Source organism: Pseudomonas plecoglossicida NBRC 103162 = DSM 15088 (genome assembly GCF_000730665.1).
Lineage (GTDB): Bacteria > Pseudomonadota > Gammaproteobacteria > Pseudomonadales > Pseudomonadaceae > Aquipseudomonas > Aquipseudomonas plecoglossicida.
The window spans coordinates 69,765-96,063 of sequence record NZ_BBIV01000010.1; the positions used below are offsets into that span (position 1 = coordinate 69,765).

Consider the following 26,299-nt stretch of genomic DNA (forward strand, 5'->3'; position numbering starts at 1 on the left):
TGCCGCACGGAGCCAGGAGGCTTCGCGCACACTCATGACTGATCGACGGAAATCCTATGTCCGGCTGTACCCCTGCTTTTGCCCATGCATTCAAAGGCACACTCGCCGCCCTGTGCGGCTCGCTGCTCGCGCCCATGGCCCTGGCCGCCGACCCTGGCCATGAAGGCCACGAACACGATCTGGCCGAACTGAGCCCGACGGTGATCACCGCCGTTGCGCCCAGCTCGCCGCTGACCGTGGTCACCAACCCGAAAGACCCGCGCCAACCGGTGCCGGCCAGCGATGGCGCCGACTACCTCAAGACCATCCCTGGCTTCTCGGCGATTCGTGCCGGCGGCACCAACGGCGACCCGGTGCTGCGCGGCATGTTCGGCTCGCGCCTGAACATCCTCACCAACGGTGGCGTGATGCTGGGTGCCTGCTCTAACCGCATGGATGCGCCGACATCCTACATTTCGCCAGAAACTTACGACCGCCTCACCGTGATCAAAGGCCCGCAAAGCGTGATCTGGGGCCCTGGCGGCTCGGCCGGGACCATTCTCTTCGAGCGTGAACCGGAAACGTTCGGCACCCTCGGCAGTCGGGTCAACGCCAGCCTGCTGACCGGTTCCTACGGGCGTTTCGACAAGCTGATCGATACCGCTGCCGGCAACAGTCAGGCCTATGTCCGCTTCGTCGGCAACCAGTCGCACTCGGACGATTACCAGGACGGCAGCGGCGATGCCGTGCCCTCGCGCTGGGACAAATGGAACGGCGATGTGGCCCTGGGCTGGACCCCTGATCAGGACACCCTGCTGGAACTCACTGCTGGCAAGGGTGACGGCGAAGCGCGTTACGCAGGGCGCGGCATGGACGGATCGCAGTTCAAACGCGAAAGCCTGGGCCTGCGTTTCGAGAAGTCCAACCTGGGCGAAGTGCTCGACAAGGTCGAAGCACAGGTTTACTACAACTACGCCGACCACGTAATGGACAACTACAGCCTACGCACGCCGTCACGCAACGGCCCCATGGCCTCGAACGTCGACCGCCGCACGATGGGAGCACGCCTTAAAACCACCTGGCACTGGGCAGACCTGCAACTGATCAGCGGCATCGATGCGCAAACCAACGAGCACCGCGGGCGAAGCGCACGGGGAGTCAACATGTACCAGGACAAGTCCTGGAACAAGGACGCCGACTTCCACAACTATGGAGCATTCGGTGAGCTCACCTGGTATGCCACCACCGAAGACCGACTGATCACCGGTATCCGCCTAGACCGCGCTTCGGCGAAGGACTTTCGTCCTACCAGCCGCACCAACGGCAACACTCGCGCCGACACACTGCCCAGCGGTTTTGCACGCTTCGAGCATGACTTGGCAGTAATCCCGGCAACCAGCTATGTCGGCCTTGGACATACCGAGCGCTTCCCGGACTATTGGGAGCTGTTCTCCAAGCAGACACCCGCCGGTGCGGTCAACGCCTTCGATAACATCAAGCCAGAGAAGACTACCCAACTGGACTTCGGTATCCAGTACCGCGACGTAAACCTTGAAGCCTGGGCATCCGGCTATGTTGGACAAATCCGGGACTACATCCTGTTCGACTACAACGCCGGGACAATGAGCATTCGCACCTCCCAGCAGAACATCGACGCCCGCATCATGGGCGGCGAAATGGGCGCCGCCTACAAGTTGACGGAGCACTGGAAGACCGATGCGACGCTGGCCTACGCTTGGGGCAAGAACAGCAGTGATGGCAAAGCGCTACCTCAGATGCCGCCACTGGAAAGCCGCCTGGGCCTGACCTACAGCCGTGACACCTGGACTGCCGGGGCGCTGTGGCGGCTTGTGGCCGCGCAGAACCGCATCGCCGAAAACCAGGGCAACGTGGTCGGCAAGGACTTCGACAAGAGTGGCGGCTTCGGCGTCTTCTCGCTCAACGGCGCCTACAAGGTGTCGCGCAACCTCAAGCTCAGCGCAGGCGTCGACAACCTGTTCGACAAAGCCTACGCCGAGCACCTGAACCTGGCCGGGAACGCCGGGTTCGGCTACCCGGCCAACGATCCACAGCCGGTGAACGAGCCAGGCAGGACCTTCTGGACCAAGGTCGATTTGAGCTTCTGACAACACAACAACAATGGGCGCGGTCACGGTCGCGCCCCTTAGCTGGTCAAACAGGAGGTTCCCATGAGCGGAACACGCGTTTCCTTCTACAACCTGGCCTGGCGCTGGCACTTCTATGCCGGGCTGTTCGTCGCCCCTTTCATGATCCTGCTGGCGATCACCGGGATCATCTACCTGTTCAAGCCGCAGCTCGATCCGCTGCTGTATCGCGACCTGATGGTGGTCGAAGCCGGGCATCACCGACAGGGCGCGGACCTGATGCTGGCCGAAGTGCGCCAGGCGTATCCCAAGGGCCATGTGGGCCAGTACCTGCCGCCGGTCGATGCCGAACGCAGTGCACAGTTCGTGGTGCATGACGCAGGCCGCGAGCTGAATGTGTTCGTCGACCCGTACAGCGGCAAGATCCTCGGCGAACAGAACGCCAAGCAGAACCTGCAGGCCATCGCCCGTGCCTTGCATGGCGAGCTGATGGTCGGCACGGTCGGCGATCGCCTGGTGGAGCTGGCCGCCGGCTGGGGCATCGTGCTGGTGGTGTCCGGCCTCTATTTGTGGTGGCCACGCGGGCGCAACGGCGCTGGCGTGCTGTGGCCGCGGCGGTCCGCCCGTGGTCGGGTGTTCTGGCGCGACCTGCATGCCGTGATCGGCTTCTGGGGTTCGGCCTTGCTGCTGCTGATGCTGGTCAGCGGCATGACCTGGACCGGCATTTGGGGCAAGCAGTACGCCGACCTGTGGAACCGCTTCCCGGCAGCGATGTGGAATGACGTGCCCAAGTCCGATCGCCAGGCCGGCGAACTGAACGAGGCCCACCGCCAGACCGTGCCGTGGGCGCTGGAAAACACGCCGCTGCCGCAATCCGGCGCGCATGCCGAACATGCCGGGCATCAGGCGATGTCGGACATGCCGGCAGCGCCACAGGTGACCCTGCAGCAAGTGGAAGACGTGGCCACTGCGCGCCAGGTCGCTCCGGGCTACAGCATCACCGTGCCGACCACGGCGGACGGTGTCTACACCATCGCCGTGTTCGCCGACGACCCGCGCAACGACGCCACCCTGCATGTCGACCAGTACACCGGCAAGGTGCTGGCCGACGTGCGCTGGCAGGACTACAACCCGGTCGCCCGGGCGACCGAACTGGGCGTGATGCTGCACGAGGGCAAGATGTTCGGTGCACTGAACCAGATCATCATCCTGCTGGTGTGCCTGATGATCCTGCTGGGCTCGGTGAGCGGGCTGGTGATGTGGTGGAAGCGCCGACCGGAAGGTGGACTGGGCGTGCCGCCGCTGCGTCATGACTTGCCGCGCTGGAAGACGGCGGTGGGGGTGATGCTGGTGCTGGGGGCGATGTTCCCGCTGGTGGGGGTGTCGATGGTGGTGATGTGGGTGGTGGACAGTCTGGTGGTGCGTCGGCGCCGGGTGCTGGCCCAGGCGTAGACCTCATCGCCGGCAAGCCGACTCCCACAGACATGGCACAGTTTTCGAATCCTGTGCTGTACCTGTGGGAGCCGGCTTGCCGGCGATTGGGTTGCGCAGCAGCCCCAGAGGTCATGTCGATCTGTCGCGCCCCGATCCAGGACGCGCGTGTTAGCCTACCCGGCTCTGAAAAAAAGACTGACCCTCAATGGAATGCAGCCAATGACCCGGACCTCTTCCCCCCCTGCTGAAGACCAGCACCTGCAGCGCAACCTGACCAACCGTCACATCCAGCTGATCGCCATCGGTGGCGCCATCGGCACCGGCCTGTTCATGGGCTCGGGCAAGACCATCAGCCTGGCGGGCCCATCGATCATCTTCGTCTACATGATCATCGGCTTCATGCTGTTCTTCGTCATGCGCGCCATGGGCGAGCTGCTGCTGTCGAACCTCAACTACAAGTCGTTCATCGATTTCTCCGCCGACCTGCTCGGCCCCTGGGCCGGCTACTTCACCGGCTGGACCTACTGGTTCTGCTGGGTGGTCACTGGCATCGCCGATGTGGTGGCGATCGCCGCCTACACGCAGTTCTGGTTCCCCGAGCTGCCGCAGTGGATACCGGCGCTGACCTGCGTGGCACTGCTGCTGTCGCTGAACCTGGTCACCGTGAAGATGTTCGGCGAGCTGGAATTCTGGTTCGCCCTGATCAAGATCGTCGCCATCCTCGGCCTGGTCGCCACCGGCCTGTACATGGTCATCACCGGCTACACCTCGCCGAGCGGGCGCACCGCGCAGTTGGCCAACCTGTGGAATGACGGCGGCATGTTCCCCAATGGCCTGATGGGCTTCTTCGCCGGCTTCCAGATTGCCGTGTTCGCCTTCGTCGGCATCGAGCTGGTCGGTACCACCGCGGCCGAGGCGAAGAACCCCGAGCGCACCCTGCCACGGGCGATCAACTCGATCCCGATCCGTATCATCGTGTTCTACGTGCTGGCGCTGATCGCGATCATGGCCGTGACGCCATGGCGCGACGTGGTGCCGGGCAAGAGCCCGTTCGTCGAGCTGTTCGTGCTGGCCGGGTTGCCGGCGGCGGCGAGCATCATCAACTTCGTGGTGCTGACCTCGGCGGCCTCGTCGGCCAACAGTGGCGTGTTTTCCACCAGCCGCATGCTCTACGGTTTGGCCCAGGAAGGCGATGCACCCCGGGCGTTCGAGAAGCTCTCGCGCCGCGCGGTGCCTGCCAACGGCCTGTATTTCTCCTGCACCTGCCTGCTGCTGGGCGCGGTGCTGATCTACCTGGTACCCGATGTGGTCGAAGCGTTCACCCTGGTGACCACGGTGTCGGCGGTGCTGTTCATGTTCGTCTGGACGCTGATCCTGCTGTCGTACCTGAAGTACCGTACACACCGCGCAGCGCTGCACCAGGCATCGAAGTACAAGATGCCGGGCGGGCGCTTCATGTGCTACGTGTGCCTGGTGTTCTTTGCGTTCATCCTGGTGTTGCTGAGCCTTGAAGACGACACCCGCGCGGCACTGCTGGTGACGCCGATCTGGTTCGTGCTGCTGGCGATCACCTACCAGGGCGTGCGCAGCAAGCGCCACCCGCGCAGTGCGGTGCGCAACGGCTAGATAACGTTTGGGGCCGCAAGGCGGCCCCATTCCTGCGCACACCCGGATCCCAGGCACCAAGCTGGATCCACTTCACGCCCCAACTCCTCGCACAACCCCTCTATTGCGCACCTTGCGCCATTCGGCACACCCCTTGCACTGCCCCTCCCCGCTTGGCCAACACCAAAAAAACTCAGCGGAGAGAGCACATGAAGCGTCGCAGTCTGATCAAGGCTTTTACCCTCAGCGCATCAATCGCGGCGATGGGCCTGAGCTGGAGCATCCAGGCCGCCGAAACCATCAAGGTCGGCATCCTGCATTCGCTGTCGGGCACCATGGCGATCTCCGAGACTTCGCTCAAGGACATGGCGCTGATGACCATCGACGAGATCAACGCCAAGGGCGGTGTGAACGGCAAGATGCTCGAACCGGTGGTGGTCGACCCTGCCTCCAACTGGCCGCTGTTCGCCGAAAAAAGCCGCCAGCTGCTGACCCAGGACAAGGTCGCGGTGGTGTTCGGCTGCTGGACCTCGGTGTCGCGCAAGTCGGTGCTGCCGGTGTTCGAAGAACTCAACGGCTTGCTGTTCTACCCGGTGCAGTACGAAGGTGAAGAGATGTCGCCGAATGTCTTCTACACCGGCGCCGCGCCCAACCAGCAGGCGATCCCGGCGGTGGAGTACCTGATGAGCGAAGACGGCGGCAGCGCCAAGCGCTTCTTCCTGCTCGGCACCGACTACGTCTACCCGCGCACCACCAACAAGATCCTGCGCGCCTTCCTGCACAGCAAGGGCGTGGCCGACAAGGACATCGAAGAGGTTTACACGCCGTTCGGTCATGCCGATTACCAGACCATCGTCGCCAACATCAAGAAGTTCTCCGCCGGCGGCAAGACGGCGGTGATCTCCACGGTCAACGGCGACTCCAACGTGCCGTTCTACAAGGAGCTGGCCAACCAGGGCCTGAAGGCCACCGACGTGCCGGTGGTGGCGTTCTCGGTGGGTGAAGAGGAACTGCGCGGCATCGACACCAAGCCGCTGGTGGGCCACCTGGCAGCGTGGAACTACTTCGAGTCGGTGGATAACCCGGTCAACCAGAAGTTCGTCGCCGACTGGAAGGCGTATGCCAAGGCCAAGGGCCTGCCGGGCGCCGACAAGGCCGTGACCAACGACCCGATGGAAGCCACCTACGTGGGCATCCACATGTGGGCGCAGGCGGCGGAGAAAGCCAAGTCCACCGATGTCGACAAGGTGCGCGAAGCGCTGGCCGGGCAGTCGTTCAAGGCACCCTCGGGATTCACCCTGACCATGGACAAGACCAACCACCACCTGCACAAGCCGGTGATGATCGGCGAGATCCAGGATGACGGGCAGTTCAGTGTGGTGTGGGAGACCGAGCAGCCTTTGCGGGCGCAGCCGTGGAGCCCGTTCATTCCGGGCAACGACAAGCGGCCCGATTACGCGGTGAAAGGTAACTGAGTGCATTGGGGCTGCTGCGCAGCCCAATCGCTGGCAAGCCAGCTCCCACAGGACAGCGCCGTCCTTGTGGGAGCCGGCTTGCCGGCGATGAATCCACCGCCGTTTCCCAGGATTGCCCGCATGCTCAAACTCCTGCTCACCCTCCTCCTGCTACTGCCCCTGGCCACCCGGGCCAGCGAAGGCGAATTCTTCCTCAGCGCCAAGCCCGCCGAGCAGACCCGCCTGCTCGAAAGCTGGGCGGCACAACCCGACGCCGCACGCCTGCCGCTGCTGGAAAACCTACGCCAAGGCCGCATCGCCGAAAACGACACCCGCAAGCTGCGCCTGAACAACCGCCTGCGCGGTCTGATCGACAACGCCCTGGCCAGCCACCAGTTGCTCAGCGACAACAGCGACACGCGCCTGGCCGCCGCCCAGCACCTGCAAAAAAGCGCGCAGCCGGCGCAGATGGCTTTCCTCGACCGACGTTTCGCCAGCGAGCCGGACGCCGCCGTGCATGCCGCCCTTGGCCTGGCCCTGGCCAACCTGCAACTGGGCGCCAGCGAGCCTGCCGTGCGCCTGGCAGCCGTGCGTCTGCTCGGCGAAACCGGCGACCCGCTGGCCCGCACCCGCCTGGAAGCCCTGCTGCAACCCAGCGCAGAAACCGACACCGCCGTGCGTACCGCCGCCGAAACCAGCCTGGCCCAGGTCAAGCGCAAGCTGCTGGTCGGTGAACTGCTCGGCCAGGCCTTCAGTGGCCTGTCGCTGGGCTCGATCCTGCTGCTGGCAGCGCTGGGCCTGGCGATCACCTTCGGCCTGCTCGGGGTGATCAACATGGCCCACGGCGAAATGCTCATGCTCGGTGCCTACAGCACCTACATGGTCCAGGTGCTGCTGCAGCGCTACGCACCCGGCGCCATCGAGTTCTACCCGCTGATCGCCCTGCCGGTGGCCTTCGCCGTCAGCGCCGGGGTCGGCATGGCCCTGGAGCGCACGGTGATCCGCCACCTCTATGGCCGCCCGCTGGAAACCCTGCTGGCGACCTGGGGCATCAGCCTGATCCTGATCCAGGCCATCCGCCTGCTGTTCGGCGCGCAGAACGTCGAGGTGAGCAACCCGGCCTGGCTGTCCGGCGGTATCCAGCTGCTACCCAACCTGGTGCTGCCGTACAACCGCCTGGTGATCATCGGCTTCGCCCTGGCCGTGGTGCTGCTCACCTGGTTGCTGCTCAACCGCACGCGGCTGGGCCTGAACGTGCGCGCAGTCACCCAGAACCGCAACATGGCGGCCTGCTGCGGCGTGCCTACCGGGCGCGTCGACATGCTCGCCTTCGGCCTCGGTTCGGGTATCGCCGGCCTCGGCGGCGTGGCCCTTAGCCAGGTCGGCAACGTCGGCCCCGACCTTGGCCAGAGCTACATCATCGACTCGTTCCTGGTGGTGGTGCTCGGCGGTGTCGGGCAACTGGCCGGCAGTCTCTGGGCGGCCTTCGGTTTGGGCATCGCCAACAAGTTGCTGGAGCCGCAGATCGGTGCGGTACTCGGCAAGATTCTCATCCTTGCGTTGATCATTCTGTTCATCCAGAAGCGCCCGCAAGGCTTGTTCGCCCTCAAGGGACGGGTAATCGACTGATGAACCAGCCACTGCTTGTCACTGCTTCGCAAAAAGCCGGGCCGCGCCTGACCCTGGCCATCGGCACTGTCGTGGTGCTGCTGTTGCTGGCCATGGCGCTGTTGTCGCTGTTACCGGCAGGCCATGCACTGCAGGTGTCGGCCTACACCCTGACGCTGGTCGGCAAGATCCTCTGCTACGCCATCGTCGCGCTCGCCCTGGACCTGGTCTGGGGGTATGCCGGGCTGTTGTCGCTGGGCCACGGCTTGTTCTTCGCCCTCGGCGGATACGCCATGGGCATGTACCTGATGCGTCAGGCCGCCGGCGATGGGTTGCCGGGGTTCATGACCTTCCTGTCGTGGAGCGAACTGCCCTGGTACTGGGCCGGCACCCAGCATTTTGCCTGGGCCATGTGCCTGGTGGTGCTGGCGCCTGGCTTGCTGGCCCTGGTATTCGGCTTCTTCGCCTTCCGTTCGCGGATCAAGGGCGTGTACTTCTCGATCATGACCCAGGCCCTGACCTTCGCCGGCATGCTGCTGTTCTTCCGCAACGAAACCGGCTTTGGCGGCAACAACGGCTTTACCAGCTTTCGCACCATCCTCGGTTTCGACATTGCCTCGCAGGGCACCCGGGCGGTGCTGTTCCTGCTCACCGTCGGCCTGTTGCTGGCCAGCCTGTACCTGTGCTGGCGCCTGACTCGAAGCAAGTTCGGCCGGCTGCTCACCGCCGTGCGCGATGCCGAGAACCGCCTGATGTTCTGCGGCTACGACCCGCGCGGGTTCAAGCTGCTGGTGTGGGTGCTCAGTGCCGTGCTGTGCGGCCTGGCCGGCGCGCTGTACGTGCCGCAGGTGGGCATCATCAACCCCAGCGAGATGTCGCCGACCAACTCCATCGAAGCCGCCGTCTGGGTGGCCCTGGGTGGGCGCGGCACGCTGATCGGCCCGCTGCTCGGCGCAGGCCTGGTCAACGGCATGAAGAGCTGGTTCACCGTGGCCTTCCCGGAGTTCTGGCTGTTCTTCCTCGGTGCGCTGTTCATCCTCGTCACCCTGTACCTGCCCAAGGGCGTGGTCGGCCTGCTGAAGAAAAGGAGCCAGCCATGAGAGGCATACCCCCTGTTCACCCCGAGTTCATGCTCGAACCTGTCTTCGACAACCTGGGCGCCGGCCGCGACGCCATCGGCCTGGGCAGTCGCCGCGAGGCCGGGCTCGACACACGCCATGGCACGGTGTTGAGCCTTGAGGACATCAGTGTCAGCTTCGATGGCTTCAAGGCGCTCAACGCACTGAACCTGTACATCGGCGTCGGCGAACTGCGCTGCATCATCGGCCCCAATGGCGCCGGCAAGACCACGATGATGGATGTGATCACCGGCAAGACCCGCCCCGACACCGGCAGTGCGTTTTTCGGCGACACCCTCGACCTGACGCGCATGAGCGAATTCCAGATCGCCCAGGCCGGCATCGGCCGCAAGTTCCAGAAACCCACGGTGTTCGAAGCGCTGACGGTGTTCGAGAACCTCGAGCTGGCGTTGAAGACCGACAAGTCGGTGTGGGCCAGCCTGGCTGCACGCTTGAGCGGTGAACACCGCGCGCGCATCGAGCAGGTGCTGAGCACGCTGCGCCTGTTGCCCTTGGCCCAGCGCCAGGCCGGCCTGCTGTCCCACGGGCAGAAGCAGTTCCTGGAGATCGGCATGCTGCTGGTGCAGGAGCCGCAATTGCTGTTGCTCGACGAACCGGTGGCGGGGATGACCGATGCCGAGACCGAGTTCACCGCCGAGCTGTTCAAGGGCCTGGCCGGCAAGCACTCGCTGATGGTGGTCGAGCACGACATGGGGTTTGTCGGCAGCATCGCCGATCACGTGACCGTGCTGCACCAGGGCAGTGTGCTGGCAGAGGGTTCGCTTGAGCAGGTGCAGGCGGATGAGCGGGTGGTCGAGGTTTATCTAGGTCGCTGAGTCTGCAGTGGGACCCTTGCGGGAGCCGGCTTGCCGGCGATGAGGCCTGTGCAGGCAAAGCAAGAATCACCAGGGAGATGACATGCTGAAAATCGACACCCTGCACCAATATTACGGCGGCAGCCACATCCTGCGCGGCCTGTCCCTTGAAGCCAAGGTCGGCGAAGTCACCTGCCTGCTCGGGCGCAACGGCGTGGGCAAGACCACTTTGCTGCGCTGCCTGATGGGCCTGGTGCCGGCCCGCGAAGGCAGCGTCGAATGGGAAGGCCGGCCGATCACCACGCTCAAGCCGCAGCAACGGGTCCAGGCCGGCATTGCCTACGTGCCCCAGGGCCGCGAGATCTTCCCGCGCCTGACGGTCGAGGAAAACCTGCTGATGGGCCTGTCGCGCTTCCCGGCCCGCGAGGTACCGGGCCTCATCTACGAATTGTTCCCGGTACTCGAACAGATGAAGCAACGCCGCGGCGGCGACCTGTCCGGCGGCCAGCAGCAACAGCTGGCCATCGGCCGTGCCCTGGCCAGCCGGCCGCGGCTGCTGATCCTCGACGAACCGACCGAAGGCATCCAGCCCTCGGTGATCAAGGAAATCGGCACGGTCATCAGGCGCCTGGCCGAGCGTGGCGACATGGCAATCTTGCTGGTGGAGCAGTTCTACGACTTCGCCGAGGAACTGGCCGACCAGTACCTGGTGATGGCCCGTGGCGAGATCATCCAGCGCGGACGGGGTGAAAACATGCAAGCCGAAGGTGTGCGCGGGCTGGTAACCATTTAATCTGCAGCATCGACCTTGCGAGACGCTGCACATGAGCCACGAAATCCGCGACGCCCTGGCCACCGACGTACCGGGCATCCTCGAGATCTACAACGACGCGGTACTCAACACCACGGCGATCTGGAACGAAACTCCGGTGGACCTGGCCAACCGCCAGGCCTGGTTCGAGGCGCGGGCGCAGCAGGGTTATCCGATCCTGGTGGCGGTGGATGCAACCGGTGTGCTGGGTTATGCCTCGTTTGGCGACTGGCGGCCGTTCGAAGGGTTTCGCCATACCGTGGAGCACTCGGTGTATATCCGTGGCGACCAGCGTGGCAAAGGGCTCGGGCCGCAGTTGATGGCGGCGCTGATCGAGCGGGCGCGTGCCTGCGGCAAGCATGTGATGGTCGCGGCCATCGAGAGCGGCAATGCGGCATCGGTGCGCCTGCATGAGCGGCAGGGGTTCGTGGTCACCGGGCAGATGCCGCAGGTGGGGGTGAAGTTCGGGCGGTGGCTGGATCTGACCTTCATGCAGTTGCTGCTGGACCCGGGGGCAGAGCCATCTTGCTGACTGTACTGGCTTGCCGGCGATCAGGCCAACATCACATCTGGGTAAACCGCCCCAACCGCTGCCTCAGCATGCTGTTCTCGCTGCGCAACTGCTGCACTTCCTGCAGCAGCTCCAGCGCCAGCGCCACCCCTTCCCATTCCAGCTCGAGCTCGCGGTGCAGCTTCATCGCACGCTTGGCCAACAGCGGCGCCTGATCGTCGAACAACCACTCCTCCGGCGTTCGCCCCGAAGGTTCAACGATGCCGTGCTCGACGATCTCGACCACGTATTCGGCCGCGATATCGGCCTCCTGGCAAAGGGTGCGCATGTCCAGTTGAACGATCAGGGTGCTGCTCATGATCACTTACTCCATTGTGTCCTCGGATCGAACGCAGCCTTCTCGGAGAGCTGGGTCCACAGTTCGCGGGCAGAAGCATCGGAAGCCGGCGGCATGACCACCTTGAGCTGGGCGTAGAGATTGCCGCGCTCGCCTTGCTTGTTCGCCAGGCCCATGCCCGGCACGCGCAGGCGCTGGCCGCTCTGGCTGTCGGGGCGGATGGTCAGGTTGATCTTGCCGGTCAGGGTCGGCACCGCCACCTTGGTACCCAACGCTGCCTCCCACGGTGCCAAAGGCACGGTGATGATCAGGTCATGACCTTCGACATCGAACAGCGGATGCGGTGCCATGCGCACGGTCAGGAACAGGTCGCCATTGGCCCCACCGCCCACACCCGGCGCGCCCTGGCCCTTGAGGCGGATGCGCTCGCCGTCGGTCACCCCGGCCGGAATCTTCACGTTCAGGGTCTTGGTGGTGAACCCGGTGCGCTGGCCTGCGGCGTTGGTCTGCGGTATCTGGAAGCTGATCTGCTTGGATTCCTTGCTCAGGGTTTCTTCAAGGAAAATCGCCAGTTCCAGTTCCACGTCCTGCCCTCGCCTGCCGGCGCTGCGTTGTTGCCGGGCGCCACCGAACGGGTTGGAGCCGCGGGCGCCGAAGATCGAGCTGAAGAAGTCGGAGAAGTCGCCGCCCTCGAAGCCGCCACCGCCCCCACCACGGCTTTCCCAGCCAGGTGGCGCCTGGAACGGCCGGCCGTGCTGGCCGCCGTACTTGCGGATCTCGTCGAACTCGGCGCGCTTCTGGGCATCGCCAAGCACCTCGTAGGCCTCGTTGGCCTCCTTGAATTTGTCCTCGGCGTCGCGCTCCTTGCTGACATCCGGGTGATACTTGCGCGCCAGCTTGCGGTACGCGGCCTTGATCGCCTTGTCGTCCGCCGTGGGCTCTACGCCGAGTATCTTGTAGTAGTCTTTGAAGTCCATCTATGGATCACCAATGTGAAATTGCGTGTTGCAACAGAAGATAGGGGTCAAGCATAGCCTTTCAAGGTGTGCTTGGCGTTGCTGCAAGGCAGACGACCGGTCTTGATTCTCTGGCCAACTGGCATAAACTGCGCGGCCGTTTTGCCTCCGGAAGCCTGTTTCCCATGTCTGACGTATCCCCGGCCCGCGCCCTGGGCATCGATTTCGGCACCTCGAACTCCACGGTCGGCTGGCACCGCCCAGGTACCGAGTCGCTGATCGCCCTGGAAGACGGCAAGATCACCCTGCCCTCGGTGGTCTTCTTCAATATCGAGGAGCGTCGCCCGGTGTATGGCCGCCTGGCGCTGCACGAGTACCTGGAAGGCTACGAAGGGCGCCTGATGCGCTCGCTCAAGAGCCTGCTGGGCTCCAAGCTGATCAAGCATGACACCAGCGTGCTGGGCAGCGCCCTGCCGTTCAAGGACCTGCTGGGCATGTTCATCGGCGAGCTGAAGAAACGCGCCGAGGCCGCTGCCGGCCGAGAGTTCGACCAGGTGGTGCTGGGCCGCCCGGTGTTCTTCGTCGACGAAGATCCGGACGCCGACCAGGAGGCTGAAGATACCCTGGCCGACGTGGCGCGCAAGCTCGGCTTCAAGGACGTGTCGTTCCAGTACGAGCCCATTGCCGCGGCATTCGACTACGAGTCGGGCATCAGCCGCGAAGAGCTGGTGCTCATCGTCGATATCGGCGGGGGTACCTCGGACTTTACCCTCATCCGCCTGTCGCCCGAGCGCCACCAGGTAGCCGAGCGCCAGAGCGACATCCTCGCCACCGGCGGCGTGCACATCGGCGGTACCGACTTCGACAAGCAACTGAGCCTGCAGGGCGTGATGCCGCTGTTCGGCTACGGCAGCCGAATGAAAAGCGGCGCACTGATGCCCACCAGCTACCACCTCAACCTGGCCACCTGGCACACCATCAACGCCCTGTACTCGCAGAAGTCGCAGCTGGCCTTGGGCAGCATGCGCTATGACATCGAGGACACCCTCGGCATCGACCGCCTGTTCAAGCTGATCGAGGAACGCGCCGGGCACTGGCTGGCGATGGAAGTGGAAGCGAGCAAGATCGAGCTGACCGAGCAGCAGAGCCGCCGTGTCGACCTTGACCGCATCGAGCGTGAACTGGGCGTGGACCTGACCCGTGCGGTGTTCGAAGGGGCCATCGAAGGGCTGCTGGAGCGCGTGCGTGGCAGCGTGACCGAGCTGCTGGCCAAGGCCGGCGTCAGCCAGGGGCAGGTGGATACGGTGTTCTTCACCGGGGGTTCCAGCGGCATTCCGGCGCTGCGCAACAGCGTGGCGGCGATGCTGCCCAATGCGCGGCATGTGGAAGGCAACATCTTTGGCAGCATCGGCAGTGGGTTGGCCATCGAAGCGCGCAAGCGTTACGGCTCGCTCTGAAATCTGCGTAGGCCTCATCGCCGGCAAGCCGGCGATGAGGCCGGTACTGGCCAACAAAACCTCAAACCAGCTCCGCCCGCTTCAGCTCACTCTTCAGGTAGGCGTAATAGATCGGCCCCGCCACCACCCCTGGCAGCCCGAACGCCGCCTCGAATACCAGCATCGCCAGCAACAGCTCCCAGGCCTTGGCACTGATCTGCCCACCGACGATCCGCGCGTTGAGGAAGTACTCGACCTTGTGGATGACGATCAGGTACCCCAATGCCGCCGCCGCCACCCAGATCGACAGCGACATGCCGACGATGGTGATCAGCGTGTTGGACATCAGGTTGCCGATCACCGGCAGCAAGCCGAGCAGGAAGGTCAGCACGATCAGGGTCTTGGTCAGCGGCAGGTGCACACCGAACAAGGGCATCACCACAGCCAGGAAAATACCGGTGAAGGCGGTATTGAGCATCGAGATCTTGATCTGCGCGAAGACGATGTTGCGAAACGCCTGCACCAGCAGGTTCAGGCGCTCGAACAACGCTGCCGCCAAAGGCTTGCGCCGGGAAATGTCCGGGATGCGCTGCAGGGCGATGATCGCCCCGAGGATCATGCCGATCAGCAAGGTGACGAACATGTGCGCCATGCCCTTGCCGACCAGTTGCAGGTCGCTCAGGTGGCTCTTGATCCAGTCACCGATGGCTACCTTGAACTCGGCGGCGCTCGCCGGCAGGTAAGCCTCGATGAACGGCGGCAACTGACCCCGGGCACGCTCGACCAGGGCCATGAACTTGTCCAGCGAGGCGCCGGGGTTTTCCGCCTCGTGCAGCAGGAAGCTGAACGCGCCGGCGATCAACAGCGTCAGGGTAGTGACCACCAGCGTGCCAAGCAGCGCTACCGCCAGCCACCGTGCGCGCTGGCCGGCGATCAGCGGCTGCAGCCGTGGCGTGAGCATGTTGACCAGCTCGAACACCAGCAGGCCCGCCAGCAGGCTGGGCAGCAACTTCAGGGGCAAGGCCAGGAGCAAACCGGCCATCACGATGATCAGGCTGGCGAGGGTGATCTGGCGGGGGGTGAAGGTCATACAGCCTCGACGGCAGACAGCGGAAAGACCCGCAGTCTGCCAGCCTTGAGGCCACAGGCATAGGCGCAGCTCATTTCTTCTTCAGGCAGTCGCTCATGAAGGCCTTGCGCTCGTCGCCCTTCAGGGCCTTGGTGGTGGCGTCGGCATTGCAGGTCTTCATCTTTTCCTGCTGGGCCGTCGGCACGTCCTTCTTCAGGCAGTTGCTCATGAACGCCTTGCGCTCGTCGCCCTTGAGCGCCTTGGTGGTGGCGTCGGCATTGCAGGACGTCATCTTTTCCTGTTGCGCGGTAGCAGCGAATCCTTGCGCGCTGAACAACACAGCCAACACCAGCAACGGCATTTGCAGCATCTTCATGGAGTAGTCTCCTTGTCTCCGCGCCCGATGCACGGTGGTGCAGATCAGTGTAGACAAGAATTTTTACACGCCCGCCCGTGCCTGCCGGCGGTATTGCTCCGGCGTGCACTGGGCCTGGCGCTGGAACATGGCGATGAAGGCCGAGGCGCTGCTGTAGCCCAGGTCGAAGGCAATGGCCTGAATCGGCTGGCCGGCCTCCAGGGCCTCGATGGCGCGCAGGAAACGCAGGCGCAGGCGCCACTCGCCGAAGCTGATGCCCAGCTCCCGCAGGAACTGGCGCGCCAGGGTCCGTTCGCTGACATGCACCTGCGCCGCCCATTCTGCCAGCGGGCGGTTATCGCCAGGCTCGCTGCCGAGAGCGTCGAGCACCTGGCGCAGCCCCTCGCTGCGGGCGAACGGCAGGTAGCAGGTCTGGGTAGGCGCCAGCAACAGCTGGTCGAGCAGCACCTGAACCAGGCGCTGGTCGCGTTCATCCTGAGCCACCTTGAGGTCACGCCGGGCGAAGTCGCCGAGGATGGCCTTGAGGATGTCGCTGATCACCAGGCTGCATGGCTGCTGCGGTAGCTCGGCGCACAGGCTGCGGTCCAGGTAGACCGAGCGATAGACGATGGCCTGGGGGTTGTAGCAGCCATGCTCGGTGCCCGGCGGTACCCACACCGCATAGTGCGGAGGCGAGAGAAAGCGCTGGCCGTCGACGTCCAGGTGCATGACGCCATGGGCGGTGTAGTTGAGCTGGCCCCAGGCATGGCGATGCGGGGCGCTGTGGGTGTTGGCGCCGAACTCGTCGTGACGGAAGTACACCAGCGCTGGAAGCTGGTCGAACTGGGGGATGTCGAGGTATTTGCGGGCCATGGTGTCTGCTTGCAGGGGCAGGTTGTCTGGATACGAGTATAGGCTTGCGAACGGACAGCGGATAATGGCTGCCTGTCGGGGCCCGCCAGCGGCCCTTTCGCAACACCTCAGAGAATCAAAGCTGCATGAATTACCTGTTCCCCCTCACCGCCATCCTCATCTGGGCCGGCAATACCGTGGTCACCAAGCTGTCCGCCGGTGCCATCCACCCCGCCGAGATCGGCTTCTACCGCTGGCTGCTGGCCGGCCTGCTATTCACCCCGTTTCTGCTGCCCAAGGTCTGGCGCAACCGCGCTGCGATTCGCCCGCACCTGGGCAAGGTCTTCGTCCTCGGTGTACTAGGCATGGCGCTGTACCAGAGCCTGGCGTACTTCGCCGCCGGTATCACCAGCGCCACCAACATGGGCATCATCCTCTCGCTGATGCCGCTGATGTCGTTGGCCCTGTCGATCGCTTGGCTCGGCCAGCGCCTGACCTTCGGCGCCTTGTTCGGTGCGTTGGTGTCGTTCTACGGAGTGCTCGAAGTGGTGTCTGCCGGCCACCCTGGCGCACTGCTCGAACAGGGCCTGAACAGCGGCGACCTGCTGATGCTGGTGGCCACCCTGGCCTACGCGCTGTACAGCTTCCTGTTGAAGAAATGGCAACTGCGCCTGCCGCCCTTGCAGTTGCTGTACCTGCAGGTGCTGGTGGCCATCATCGTGCTGTTGCCGCTGTTCCTGCTCTCGGAGAAAACGGGCCTGAATGCCCACAACGTCGGCCTGGTGCTGTATGCCTGCGTGCTCGCCTCGATGGTCGCACCGCTGGTGTGGATGCAGGCCGTGCACCGGCTGGGGCCGAGCCGCACTACGCTGTTCTTCAACCTGCTGCCGGTGGTGACCGCGCTGATTGCCGCTGGCGTGCTCGACGAGCAACTGGCCAGCTACCACCTGATCGGCGGCCTGCTGACCCTGGCCGGCGTGGTCCTCGCCGAACGCTGGACCACCCCCGTGCGCCGGGTGGCTACAGCCCCGCAGCCTTGAGCCGAGCGGCATGCTCGGTGAACAGGCGCACCGGTTCGGCGCCCTTGCCCACGGCGCCGAGCGACTGATTGACGATGTCCAGATGGTCGAGCGGGTAGTCGTCACCAATCACCTGGCCTAGATGCGAGCTGAAGCGCCCGACCATCCCGTCGCAGTGGGCCTTTTCCTTGACGAAGCTGCGTGCGAACAGGCGACAGAAGCGATTGCTGCCGTCGAAGCGGTTGCGTCCCTGGTCGGTAAACCCGGGCTGGAGGGTGCCCGACCAGGAGTAGTAGCGAACGCCGTTGACCTCGCCCGGCCCTTCCCCACCCCAGGTTTCGGGCAAGCCCTGTGGGTAGGCTTGGTTGAACAGCGCCACGCCTTCGCTGGTCAAGGACTGGTGCGAGGCATGTACGTCGACTGGCAGCGGGTCACGGCGCCAGCCGGTTTCCAGCCACACCAGCAACAGTGCCAGGCCGTGCAGCACAGCCTTCAGGATGCGCCCCTGGGGTGAGTCTCCTGGCGCGGTGCGTTCAAGGTGGTCAGCCAGTTCCGAGCCGTGGTTGGGCCCGGCCACCGAAGTCACCGAGGCGATCCGCTCAGGCCTTCTGGCAGCGGCGTAGCGGGCATCCAGGGCACCTTGGCTGTGGCCGATCAGGTTGACCTTGCTGGCGCCGGTGCGCTCACAGATGTCTTCGATGATCGCCAGCAACTGCTCGCCGCGCACCTCGCTGGCGTGCAACGGCGAAACCTGCACAGGGAACACCTGCGCCCCGCCCTTGCGCAAGGCCGGCACGATGCCGAACCAGTAGGGATAGAGCAGCACCCTGACGAAGCCGAGCATCCCCGGTACCAGCACCAGCGGGTATCGCGTGGCCAATTCCTGTCCCATTGCCCTAGCCCCTTTCCGTGGACGATCGGCCCACACTACAGCGGCCATGATGACCATCGCAATCGAACTCCTGACGCGCGCTGCGGTTCCAAACCAGAACAGACCCTGTGCAAGGAGCGGGACCATGTACAAGCAGACCCTGGCAATCCTTCTAGCAAGCGCCACCCTGGCCGCCTGCGGCAGCCGCCCGGAAAACCCGGTCGACTACGTTACCTACCGCGACGAACCGCTGGTCAAGCAGGTGGAAAACGGCATGACCATGCAGAAGGTCATCGCGATCGGCGGCAGCCCGTCCAACGTGATCGATTTGCCGCACGGGGGCACCTGCAACGACTACATCCTCAACCGCGACGGCCAGCAACAGCCCTACTACGTGCGTTTCGACGCCACCGGCCATGTCGATGCCAAGGGCTTCAAGACATGCAAGCAACGAGAAGAGGACAGCGAAGCCGTAAAGGACGCGAAAGCCTCCGTCACACCTTGACCCACCGTCCTGATCTGTTTGGAGACAACCATGAGCAACGTTGAACTGACCGATGTGCAAACCCTGCGCAAGCGTGCCCGCCAGCATGTGGAACAAGGGGCCGTGACCGAGGGTTACCAGGCTGATAGAAAGGAAATCCTGCGCCTGCTCAACGAATCGCTGGCCACCGAACTGGTCTGCGTGTTGCGCTACAAGCGCCACTACTTCATGGCCAGCGGGATCAAGGCGAGTGTCGCGGCCGAAGAGTTCCTCGAGCATGCCACCGAGGAAGCCGAGCACGCCGACAAGCTGGCCGAACGCATCGTGCAGCTGGGGGGGGAGCCTGACTTCAACCCGGACAACCTGACCAAGAACTCCCATGCCCAGTATGTGGCGGGCAATACGCTGAAGGAGATGGTGCTGGAGGACCTGGTGGCCGAGCGTATCGCGATCGACAGCTACCGGGAGATCATCCAGTACATCGGCGATACCGACCCGACTACCCGGCGTATCTTCGAAGACATCCTGGCGCAGGAAGAAGAGCACGCGGACGATATGTCCGATCTGCTGCAGGGGTTGTAATCGCTAAGGGCCGCTATGCGGCCCTTACTGTTTCTTGCCCTTCACCGCAGCCGGCGCCTTGCCCGCCTTCATCTGCTGCAGCAACGGCGTGCACTGATTAGGTTCATCTCCACTGCTCGGTGCCACCAGCGCCAGCAACCCCGCCGCCGGCCCCGCCACCACCCCCAACGCCACCATCCCCGCCCCGCGCAAGGCCAGCGGCACCGCCTGCACACCCGCGCTCGGCTTGGCGAACGGCCCACGCACATACAGTGGCGAGCGCAGCGAGAACAACCGCAGCCCTTTGGATTCCGGGCTGATCTTCAAGTCCAGCTGCTCGCTGGCGAAATTGGCCGTGCCATTGATGTAGATGATCGCGTTCTCGGTGTCGAAGATGAACAGCCGCGTAGTCGCCAACCCATCCTTGATCCCGACATCGGCCGCCGCGCAATTGATCTTCACATCCTCGTCACCAAACAGCTTGCCGACCACATAGTTGCCGACATTGAGCCCGGCGATTTCCATCAGGCTGCGGCTGATCGCACCATCGTTGATCAACATGCGCAGGTCGCCATTGGCCGTGCCCAGCAACGCCGACACCGAGTTGCCGCGGCCACTGATGTCGGCATCACCATTGAGTTCGCCAAAGCTGGTCTGCATGGGCGCAAAGGTGGGGAACAACTGCTTGAGCTTGAAGCCACGCGCAGTCAGTTGGGCACGCCCCTGCAGGGGCACGCTGCGCCCGTCCAGGCGGATGTTCGAGGCCAGGTTGCCACCCGCCACGCCGAAGCGCAGCGGCTCCAGGCGCAACAGGCCGTCGTCGAGAATCACGTGGGCAGACAAATCATTGAAGGGCAGTTGTTCGCTATGGACGATGCGTTTACCGGCGAAGGTGACATCGGCATCCATGGCGCGCCAGCGTTCGGTGCGGAACTCTTCCACCGGCAGCACCTTGCCGGCCGGCTGCTTGCTGGCACCGCCACGGGCTTTCTGCTCGGCATTGGAGTCGGCGCCGATCAACGGCGCCAGGTCCTTGAACAGCAATTGATTGGAAACCAGCTTGCCGGAGAGTTTGGGCCGCGGCTGGCTGGCGACGAACGCCAGGTCGCCGTGGATGTCACTGTCACCGATCTTGCCGTTGAAGCCCTGGTAATTGAAAGTCGCGCCCTCGGCCGCATGCAAGTTGGCGGTGAGGTGGCCATCGGTTTCATAGGCAGGGGTGTCGGGCAAGGTCACGCCGGTCAGCGGGTAGAGGTTGCCCAGGCTGGCACCCGACAAGCGCAGGCGCAGGTCGAGGGCGCCGAGGTTGCGCGGGTCGGTCAAGGTGCCGGCGAGTATCACGTGGGTATCGGCGATGCGCACATCGACCTGCAACGGGAACGGCTGGCTGGCATCCTGCAGCGCCAGCAAGCCACCGATCTTACCTGTACCAGTAACCGGCTGGTCCTTGTAACGGCCCTTGGCCTTGAGCCCGAAGGCATAGTCCTGAGCGCCGCCGGCCTTTTCCGCGCTGGCCTTGCCGACGATATCGCTGAACGGGATCGGCTTGCCCAACGGGTCGATCTGCACCTTCATGCTGGTTTTCAGAGTTTGGTCATCGAAGCTGACCTTGCCTTGGTCGAAGCCGATTGCACCAATATCCAGCTGCCATTTTGACGGCTCTGCGCTCTCGTCCTTGGGGCCGAAGTCGAAGGTCCAGTTGGCACGGCCATCGGCGAGGCGGGTCAGGCTGGCGGTGGGTTTCACCAGGTCGATCCGCGGGATGACGATCTGCTGGAACACCAGTGGCAGTGGCGCCAGGCGAAACTCGACGCGCTCGAGGCCGACCATCTGCGGCTCCTTGAGCCAGTCGGGGTTGCCCAGGGTCAGATTCTCGGCAGTGAAGCGGGGCCAGGGTACCCAGGCGCGCCAGCCGCCCTCTTCGGGTTCGGTGCGCCAGTGAACGGCGAGGTTGCCGTTGATTGCGAAGGGCCGTTGCAAGGCCTCGGAAACCTTCTCGTTGAGCAGCGGCTTGACACGGTTCCAGTCGAAAGTGGCGATCACCACGACCAGTATCGCCAGCAGGGTCAGCAGGGTGGTGAGGGTCCAGGGGAAGATTCTGGCGGGACGCGTCATTGCGTGGTTCTCCTGACGACATGGCACAAAGCGGGCACAGCGATGGCACTCAATATCTCGGACTGATGAAAACCCGTGGGGTTTTATCGGTGGCGTCCATGATAGCGAAGTTTTTCCGGGGCTCTGCCTCGGCTATTGGTCTGGGCTCGGTTGTTGGGCGACCATGAAAGGCTACCAGCAAAGAGCCATCACCCACTCCGCAAGCAGCGCAATAGAGCCTTTGCAAAGGTCTATCAATACGGTCGATTGTTACCATTACCCGTATGAACTTCTCTCTGGTGCCCCCGGGCGTAGCATTGGCTTCGTACCCACTTTCCCGCCCCACCCGAGGAGCACCGAGATCATGAAACGCACCCTGCTTACCCTGACCCTGTCTGTTCTGGCTGCCAATGCCTTCGCTGTACCTGCTGCCGATCAGCACCTGACCGCCGAATCGCGCTCCAGCGCCGCAGAAATCGCCCAACCGCTGAAAACCGTTGCCGAAGGCGGCTCGGATCGCCTGATCGAACGCAGTGGCCGCGTCGCCGAAGGTGGCTCGGACCGCCTGATCGAACGCAGTGGCCGTGTCGCTGAAGGTGGTTCGGACCGCCTGATCGAACGCAGTGGCCGCGTTGCTGAGGGTGGCTCGGACCGTCTGATCGAACGCAGTGGCCGTGTAGCCGAAGGTGGCTCGGACCGTCTGATCGAACGCAGTGGCCGTGTAGCCGAAGGTGGCTCGGACCGTCTGGTTGAAATCAGCCGTGTGATCTGATCACCATGGCCGAAAACTACAACCTGCATCACAGTGCCTGCTCTCCTCCCAGCCCGGTCCATTGACCGGGCTTCGTTTTTTTATCTAGAGTGCCCAGCCTCACCGTCTCAGAATTCCTGCCATGCTGCCGCGCGCCGAACAAAAGCAACAGACCCGCCAGGCTCTGCTGGATGCTGCCTGCCAGCTCATGGAGAGTGGTCGCGGCTTCGGCAGCATCAGCCTGCGAGAAGTCGCCAGGGCGGCAGGTATCGTCCCCACTGGCTTCTACCGGCACTTCACCGACATGGACGCCCTGGGCCTTGCCCTGGTCGCCGAAGTCGATACCACTTTTCGCCAGACCATCCGCCTGGTGCGCCAGAACGAATTCGAACTCGGCGGCATTACCGACGCCTCGGTGCGGATCTTTCTCGACGTGGTAGCGGCCCACCGCGCGCAGTTCCTGTTCCTTGCTCGCGAGCAGTACGGTGGCTCGCAAGCGGTCCGCCAAGCCATTGCCCGCCTGCGCCAGGACATCAGTGACGACCTCTCCACCGACCTTGCGCGCATGAAGCGCTGGCAACACCTGGACAGCGCCGCTTTGGCGGTGATGGCCGACCTGGTGGTCAAGACCGTGTTCGCCACCCTGCCCGAGTTGATCGACAGCCCAGAGCAAGGTTATCCACAGGCGTTGACGGCGCAGGAGAAGATCACCCAGCAATTGCGCTTCATCTTCGTCGGCGCGCGGCATTGGCAAGGGCTGGGCAACCCACAACCCTAGTTCTGCTAACATGGCGCCCTGCCCGACAGCGACGAGCGCCCACATGTCCAATCCACGCCCCACCCTGCCCGAACTGGCCCGCTTCAACCAGCACTTCGCCGAACGTATCGTGCCGCTGTGGCAAGGCCCGGGCTGGAATGCCGACCTGGCCCTGCCCTATGAAGCCCTGGACGCCCAGCACCGCCCGCTGCCGGTCCAGCGCTACCGGGCCATGGCCTGTGCGCGTCAGCTGTACCTTTTCAGCAGCCGTATCGAGCAACCGGGCGCCGCCGAGCGCGCGGCGGCGCTGTTCCGCTCGCTGCAGCGGCATTTCCATGACGCCGAGAACGGTGGGTGGTTCTACAGCATCGACGCCGACGGCAAGCCGCTGGATCGACGCAAGGACCTCTACACCCACGCCTTCATCGTCTTCGCCTGCGCCCATTACTGGGGCAAGGTGCGCGAGAGCCTGGTGGAGTCGGCGCTGAATGCTGCGCTGGAGATCGTCGCCGAGCAGTTCGCCCGCGACGATGGCCTGTACGAGGCGAGCCTGGGCGAGGACTGGTCCGACCTGAGCAGCGGACCCCTGCAGAACCCGCAAATGCACCTGGCCGAGGCCTTCCTGCAAGTGCTCGCCGTGCGTGAAGACGAAGACGTGCAACAGGACCTTCTGCAACTGTGTGAAGCGCTGCAGGCGCACTTCGTCGAACCGCAGCACGGGCTGATGCTGGAGAAGCCACGCGGTGCTGTGGATAACTGGTTCGAGCCGGGCCATCAGTTCGAATGGTTCTACCTGCTGGAAACTTCGCCGCTGCTACGGGGTACGCCGTTGCATGCGTCCATCGACCGCGCGTTCGACTATGCCGAACGATGCGGGGTACGGAATGCGGCGGTACTGGCGATGCTCGATGTGGATGGCAAGGTGATCGATGCGACCCAGCGGATCTGGGCGCAGGCAGAGTATTTGCGGGCATTGGCCTTACGCGTCGGCCACGATGCCAGGTTGCTCGAACAGTTGCAGGCGATGAACAAGCGATTCCTGCGCGAGGACGGATGGTTTGAGTGCCTGGACAGCAAAGGCGCCGTCAGCAGAGATGACATGCCTTCCACTACCCCTTACCACTTGGCGACCTGCCTGCAAGGATTGGGGCTGAACGGCCAGAATAGATGAAAGCAATGCACCTGGAAGTGCTAGCGCCGTCCAACCAAGAACCTTTTCCTACAAAAACTTGCAACTTTGGAAGTAGGACTGAGCAAGTCGGGAGCGTTACCGTCTTTTAAATCATTCGCAACAGAGTGGATTAAATGACACCTCCTTTGATGAAAGCCGAAGCGAAACAGGCACTTCTTGACTTCCTTGAGCAGGAAATCAACAGTGCCGCGCAGAACATTATCAACCTCAAGCATCGGCAAGATCACTATGCCTACGGTCAACTGCAGGTTTTCATAGCATTTCGCCGCATTCTTTCCGATACCGTCACAGACGATCTGGTCGAGTCCTCCTCAACAAGGTGCGACCTTGATCGAGGATTTCTGACTGCCGTGGAAAAGACCCTTTTCCAGCTGGGCCTGATCGAACAGGCGACCCTGAATCGCCTGTTCGAGTCGCAGCTCTCTCACAAACACAAACGCACAGCCGCTTCGCCACACGTAGCGGTGGACTACATTCAGAAATATACGTTCGCGGATGGTAAAAAGGAGCTGATACTCACCAGTGACCTTGACCGCCTCGCTCAGCTACCGACGCGGGAAGATACTTCCGAGCCGGAGCCGCAACCTGTCAAAGCTCAAGTCAGGGATTTTCTGGACACTCAAATCAACGTCGCTGCGCAAAAGATCATCGATACCAGGCGCCTTGACTACGATGATTATTCCAATGGTGAGCTTGGCTACCTGTTGAACTTGAGGCGATGGATGGAAGGTACTTCCAACCCGCAGGATCTCGGCCTGCACGGCGCCGTTACGGATGTACTTCAACAAGCCGGAGCGATTGCTCAATGCAAAAGCTACCTCGATGGCCTCCTGCAACATGAGCCCGAAAACAAGGACTGATCCGGGCACACATTGCGACAGGGTTTATCCCTTGGTCGAGCGATCGATCGAGAAACCCGCCCAGTCCTGGCTCACCGGCATCAGCTGCAGGCTGTTGATGTTGATGTGGGCCGGCTGGTTGAGGATCCAGAAGATGGTCTCGGCGATATCCTGCGGCTGGATCGGCTCGGCACCGGCATAGGTGGCGTCGTACTTGGCCTGGTCACCACCGAAGCGCACCAGCGAAAACTCGCTCTCGCACAGGCCCGGCTCGATGTTGCTGACGCGCACGCCAGTGCCACGCAGGTCACAGCGCAAGCTCAGCGAGAACTGGCCAACGAAAGCCTTGGTACCGCCATACACATTGCTGCCCGGGTAGGGGTAGTTGCCTGCCACGGAACCCACGTTGAGGATTGACGCGCCGCGACCATGGGCGATCAGGCGTGGCAGCAGCAAGCGGGTGGTGTACATCAGGCCCTTGATGTTGGTGTCGACCATGGTTTCCCAATCGTCGAGGCTGCAGTTCTGCGCCGCATCCACACCCAATGCCAGGCCTGCGTTATTGACCAGGCCGCGCAGCTTGTCGAAGCCGGCCGGCAGGGTGGCGATCGCCTGTTCCATGGCCTTGCGGTCGCGCACGTCGAGCACCAGGCCATGCACTTCGGTCTTGGCCGACAGCTCGGCGCACAGGGCATCCAGGCGCTCCTTGCGGCGCCCAGTGAGTACCAGCTTCCAGCCGGCGTCGGCGAAACGGCGGGCGGTGGCCTCGCCAAAACCGGAAGTCGCGCCAGTGATGAATACGGTGGACGTCATGCTCTGTTCCTCGCTGTGGATAGTCTTCGGCAGGCCTTGCAGCATGCCTCTGCTTGGCCCTGGCAGCAAGGTGTGAAAGCAGCTGGTCACTTTTTGTACATAGTCGCGAAAGCCTTGCTACAGAGCGGCTGGCGCCAGCTATACGCATGTTATCCACAAGCCTTTCCCCACGGATTGGGGGCAACTTGCCCTACCAGCGGAACCCTTTCAGCGAACTGCGGTCAGCTGCGAGCTATTCGGTGATGGCGCAACGCTTTCAAGCATGCTGCTTGCAGCGGTCTGTCCAAGGGTTTTTCACAGAGTTATCCACAGAGCGGAGCTGAAATTAACACGAATCAGGTCTGTGGAAAAAAGCGTGTGAAATCATCCACAACGGCTTGCTGATCAAAATATGATCAGCCCCGTACAGGCCTTGTATTCAAAGGGCTTGAGCGAGGTGCCACCATGTTTTCCACAGGCGGTTCCACATTATC

The 26,299-nt window shown here is 63.4% G+C and carries 25 protein-coding genes; 17 read left to right on the forward strand and 8 right to left on the reverse strand.

What is annotated here, in order from left to right:
• Nucleotides 1–56: 56 nt before the first annotated feature.
• The 9 genes from PPL01S_RS07550 (at nucleotide 57) to PPL01S_RS07590 (ending at nucleotide 11,461) form a co-directional block, all read left to right on the forward strand.
• Nucleotides 57–2,105, forward strand: coding sequence for a TonB-dependent copper receptor (locus PPL01S_RS07550; protein WP_016395198.1), 2,049 nt, complete (start codon nucleotides 57–59; stop codon nucleotides 2,103–2,105).
• A gap of 63 nt (nucleotides 2,106–2,168) precedes the next feature.
• Entirely contained in the window at nucleotides 2,169–3,536 is a 1,368-nt protein-coding gene (locus PPL01S_RS07555) for a PepSY-associated TM helix domain-containing protein (RefSeq protein ID WP_028625499.1), read from the forward strand.
• Between the two features lie 201 nt (nucleotides 3,537–3,737).
• Nucleotides 3,738–5,144 (forward strand): D-serine/D-alanine/glycine transporter, encoded by a 1,407-nt coding sequence (gene cycA / locus PPL01S_RS07560; protein WP_028625498.1) that lies wholly within the window; start codon nucleotides 3,738–3,740, stop codon nucleotides 5,142–5,144.
• Nucleotides 5,145–5,332: 188 nt separating this feature from the next.
• On the forward strand, nucleotides 5,333–6,598 hold the full coding sequence (gene urtA, locus PPL01S_RS07565) for an urea ABC transporter substrate-binding protein (protein WP_016395201.1): 1,266 nt from the start codon (nucleotides 5,333–5,335) through the stop codon (nucleotides 6,596–6,598).
• A gap of 120 nt (nucleotides 6,599–6,718) precedes the next feature.
• Entirely contained in the window at nucleotides 6,719–8,206 is a 1,488-nt protein-coding gene (gene urtB, locus PPL01S_RS07570; RefSeq protein WP_028625497.1) for an urea ABC transporter permease subunit UrtB, read from the forward strand.
• Nucleotides 8,206–9,285 (forward strand): urea ABC transporter permease subunit UrtC, encoded by a 1,080-nt coding sequence (gene urtC / locus PPL01S_RS07575; protein ID WP_028625496.1) that lies wholly within the window; start codon nucleotides 8,206–8,208, stop codon nucleotides 9,283–9,285. Before urtB ends, urtC begins: the two co-directional genes overlap by 1 nt.
• Nucleotides 9,282–10,139, forward strand: a complete 858-nt coding sequence (gene urtD, locus PPL01S_RS07580; RefSeq protein WP_016395204.1) for an urea ABC transporter ATP-binding protein UrtD — start codon at nucleotides 9,282–9,284, stop codon at nucleotides 10,137–10,139. Before urtC ends, urtD begins: the two co-directional genes overlap by 4 nt.
• An 82-nt stretch (nucleotides 10,140–10,221) precedes the next feature.
• Complete coding sequence (gene urtE, locus PPL01S_RS07585) at nucleotides 10,222–10,911, forward strand: urea ABC transporter ATP-binding subunit UrtE (protein WP_016395205.1); 690 nt, start codon at nucleotides 10,222–10,224, stop codon at nucleotides 10,909–10,911.
• A 31-nt stretch (nucleotides 10,912–10,942) separates the two neighbouring features.
• On the forward strand, nucleotides 10,943–11,461 hold the full coding sequence (locus PPL01S_RS07590; RefSeq protein WP_016395206.1) for a GNAT family N-acetyltransferase: 519 nt from the start codon (nucleotides 10,943–10,945) through the stop codon (nucleotides 11,459–11,461).
• A gap of 31 nt (nucleotides 11,462–11,492) precedes the next feature.
• On the opposite strand, the gene PPL01S_RS07595 is transcribed toward PPL01S_RS07590, so the two are convergent.
• Both PPL01S_RS07595 and cbpA read right to left on the reverse strand, forming a co-directional pair.
• On the reverse strand, nucleotides 11,493–11,798 hold the full coding sequence (locus PPL01S_RS07595; protein ID WP_016395207.1) for a chaperone modulator CbpM: 306 nt from the start codon (nucleotides 11,796–11,798) through the stop codon (nucleotides 11,493–11,495).
• Between the two features lie 2 nt (nucleotides 11,799–11,800).
• Nucleotides 11,801–12,754: a curved DNA-binding protein gene (gene cbpA / locus PPL01S_RS07600; RefSeq protein WP_016395208.1), complete on the reverse strand. Its 954-nt coding sequence runs from the start codon at nucleotides 12,752–12,754 to the stop codon at nucleotides 11,801–11,803.
• Between the two features lie 164 nt (nucleotides 12,755–12,918).
• Between cbpA and PPL01S_RS07605 the strand changes: the two genes are divergently transcribed.
• Nucleotides 12,919–14,190, forward strand: coding sequence for an Hsp70 family protein (locus PPL01S_RS07605; RefSeq protein WP_028625495.1), 1,272 nt, complete (start codon nucleotides 12,919–12,921; stop codon nucleotides 14,188–14,190).
• Between the two features lie 61 nt (nucleotides 14,191–14,251).
• On the opposite strand, the gene PPL01S_RS07610 is transcribed toward PPL01S_RS07605, so the two are convergent.
• The 3 genes from PPL01S_RS07610 to PPL01S_RS07620 all read right to left on the reverse strand — a co-directional run bounded on the left by PPL01S_RS07610 (nucleotide 14,252) and on the right by PPL01S_RS07620 (nucleotide 16,466).
• Nucleotides 14,252–15,259: an AI-2E family transporter gene (locus PPL01S_RS07610; RefSeq protein ID WP_016395210.1), complete on the reverse strand. Its 1,008-nt coding sequence runs from the start codon at nucleotides 15,257–15,259 to the stop codon at nucleotides 14,252–14,254.
• Nucleotides 15,260–15,329: 70 nt separating this feature from the next.
• Nucleotides 15,330–15,614 carry a PsiF family protein gene (locus PPL01S_RS07615; RefSeq protein ID WP_016395211.1) on the reverse strand — a complete coding sequence of 95 codons (285 nt, stop codon included), beginning with the start codon at nucleotides 15,612–15,614 and terminating at the stop codon, nucleotides 15,330–15,332.
• A 63-nt stretch (nucleotides 15,615–15,677) separates the two neighbouring features.
• Nucleotides 15,678–16,466: an AraC family transcriptional regulator gene (locus PPL01S_RS07620; RefSeq protein ID WP_028625494.1), complete on the reverse strand. Its 789-nt coding sequence runs from the start codon at nucleotides 16,464–16,466 to the stop codon at nucleotides 15,678–15,680.
• A 125-nt stretch (nucleotides 16,467–16,591) separates the two neighbouring features.
• Between PPL01S_RS07620 and PPL01S_RS07625 the strand changes: the two genes are divergently transcribed.
• On the forward strand, nucleotides 16,592–17,485 hold the full coding sequence (locus PPL01S_RS07625) for a DMT family transporter (RefSeq protein WP_016395213.1): 894 nt from the start codon (nucleotides 16,592–16,594) through the stop codon (nucleotides 17,483–17,485).
• On the opposite strand, the gene PPL01S_RS07630 is transcribed toward PPL01S_RS07625, so the two are convergent.
• Nucleotides 17,466–18,356, reverse strand: a complete 891-nt coding sequence (locus PPL01S_RS07630) for an esterase/lipase family protein (RefSeq protein ID WP_028625493.1) — start codon at nucleotides 18,354–18,356, stop codon at nucleotides 17,466–17,468. The genes PPL01S_RS07625 and PPL01S_RS07630 overlap by 20 nt on opposite strands.
• Nucleotides 18,357–18,480: 124 nt before the next feature.
• Here PPL01S_RS07630 and osmE point away from each other — a divergent pair, with 124 nt between their 5' ends.
• Entirely contained in the window at nucleotides 18,481–18,840 is a 360-nt protein-coding gene (gene osmE / locus PPL01S_RS07635; protein ID WP_016395215.1) for an osmotically-inducible lipoprotein OsmE, read from the forward strand.
• A gap of 30 nt (nucleotides 18,841–18,870) precedes the next feature.
• Nucleotides 18,871–19,401: a ferritin-like domain-containing protein gene (locus tag PPL01S_RS07640; protein WP_028625492.1), complete on the forward strand. Its 531-nt coding sequence runs from the start codon at nucleotides 18,871–18,873 to the stop codon at nucleotides 19,399–19,401.
• 24 nt (nucleotides 19,402–19,425) lie between these two features.
• On the opposite strand, the gene PPL01S_RS07645 is transcribed toward PPL01S_RS07640, so the two are convergent.
• A complete protein-coding gene (locus PPL01S_RS07645; RefSeq protein WP_028625491.1) occupies nucleotides 19,426–21,495 on the reverse strand; it encodes an AsmA family protein in 2,070 nt (689 codons plus the stop codon).
• A gap of 343 nt (nucleotides 21,496–21,838) precedes the next feature.
• Here PPL01S_RS07645 and PPL01S_RS07650 point away from each other — a divergent pair, with 343 nt between their 5' ends.
• The 4 genes from PPL01S_RS07650 (at nucleotide 21,839) to PPL01S_RS24255 (ending at nucleotide 25,034) form a co-directional block, all read left to right on the forward strand.
• Nucleotides 21,839–22,246 (forward strand): hypothetical protein, encoded by a 408-nt coding sequence (locus PPL01S_RS07650; protein WP_016395218.1) that lies wholly within the window; start codon nucleotides 21,839–21,841, stop codon nucleotides 22,244–22,246.
• Between the two features lie 121 nt (nucleotides 22,247–22,367).
• Nucleotides 22,368–23,003 (forward strand): HTH-type transcriptional repressor FabR, encoded by a 636-nt coding sequence (gene fabR, locus PPL01S_RS07655; protein ID WP_016395219.1) that lies wholly within the window; start codon nucleotides 22,368–22,370, stop codon nucleotides 23,001–23,003.
• A gap of 43 nt (nucleotides 23,004–23,046) precedes the next feature.
• Complete coding sequence (locus PPL01S_RS07660) at nucleotides 23,047–24,153, forward strand: AGE family epimerase/isomerase (RefSeq protein WP_016395220.1); 1,107 nt, start codon at nucleotides 23,047–23,049, stop codon at nucleotides 24,151–24,153.
• 134 nt (nucleotides 24,154–24,287) lie between these two features.
• Complete coding sequence (locus PPL01S_RS24255; RefSeq protein ID WP_144062909.1) at nucleotides 24,288–25,034, forward strand: hypothetical protein; 747 nt, start codon at nucleotides 24,288–24,290, stop codon at nucleotides 25,032–25,034.
• A 24-nt stretch (nucleotides 25,035–25,058) separates the two neighbouring features.
• On the opposite strand, the gene PPL01S_RS07670 is transcribed toward PPL01S_RS24255, so the two are convergent.
• On the reverse strand, nucleotides 25,059–25,826 hold the full coding sequence (locus PPL01S_RS07670) for an SDR family oxidoreductase (RefSeq protein WP_016395222.1): 768 nt from the start codon (nucleotides 25,824–25,826) through the stop codon (nucleotides 25,059–25,061).
• Nucleotides 25,827–26,299: the final 473 nt, after the last annotated feature.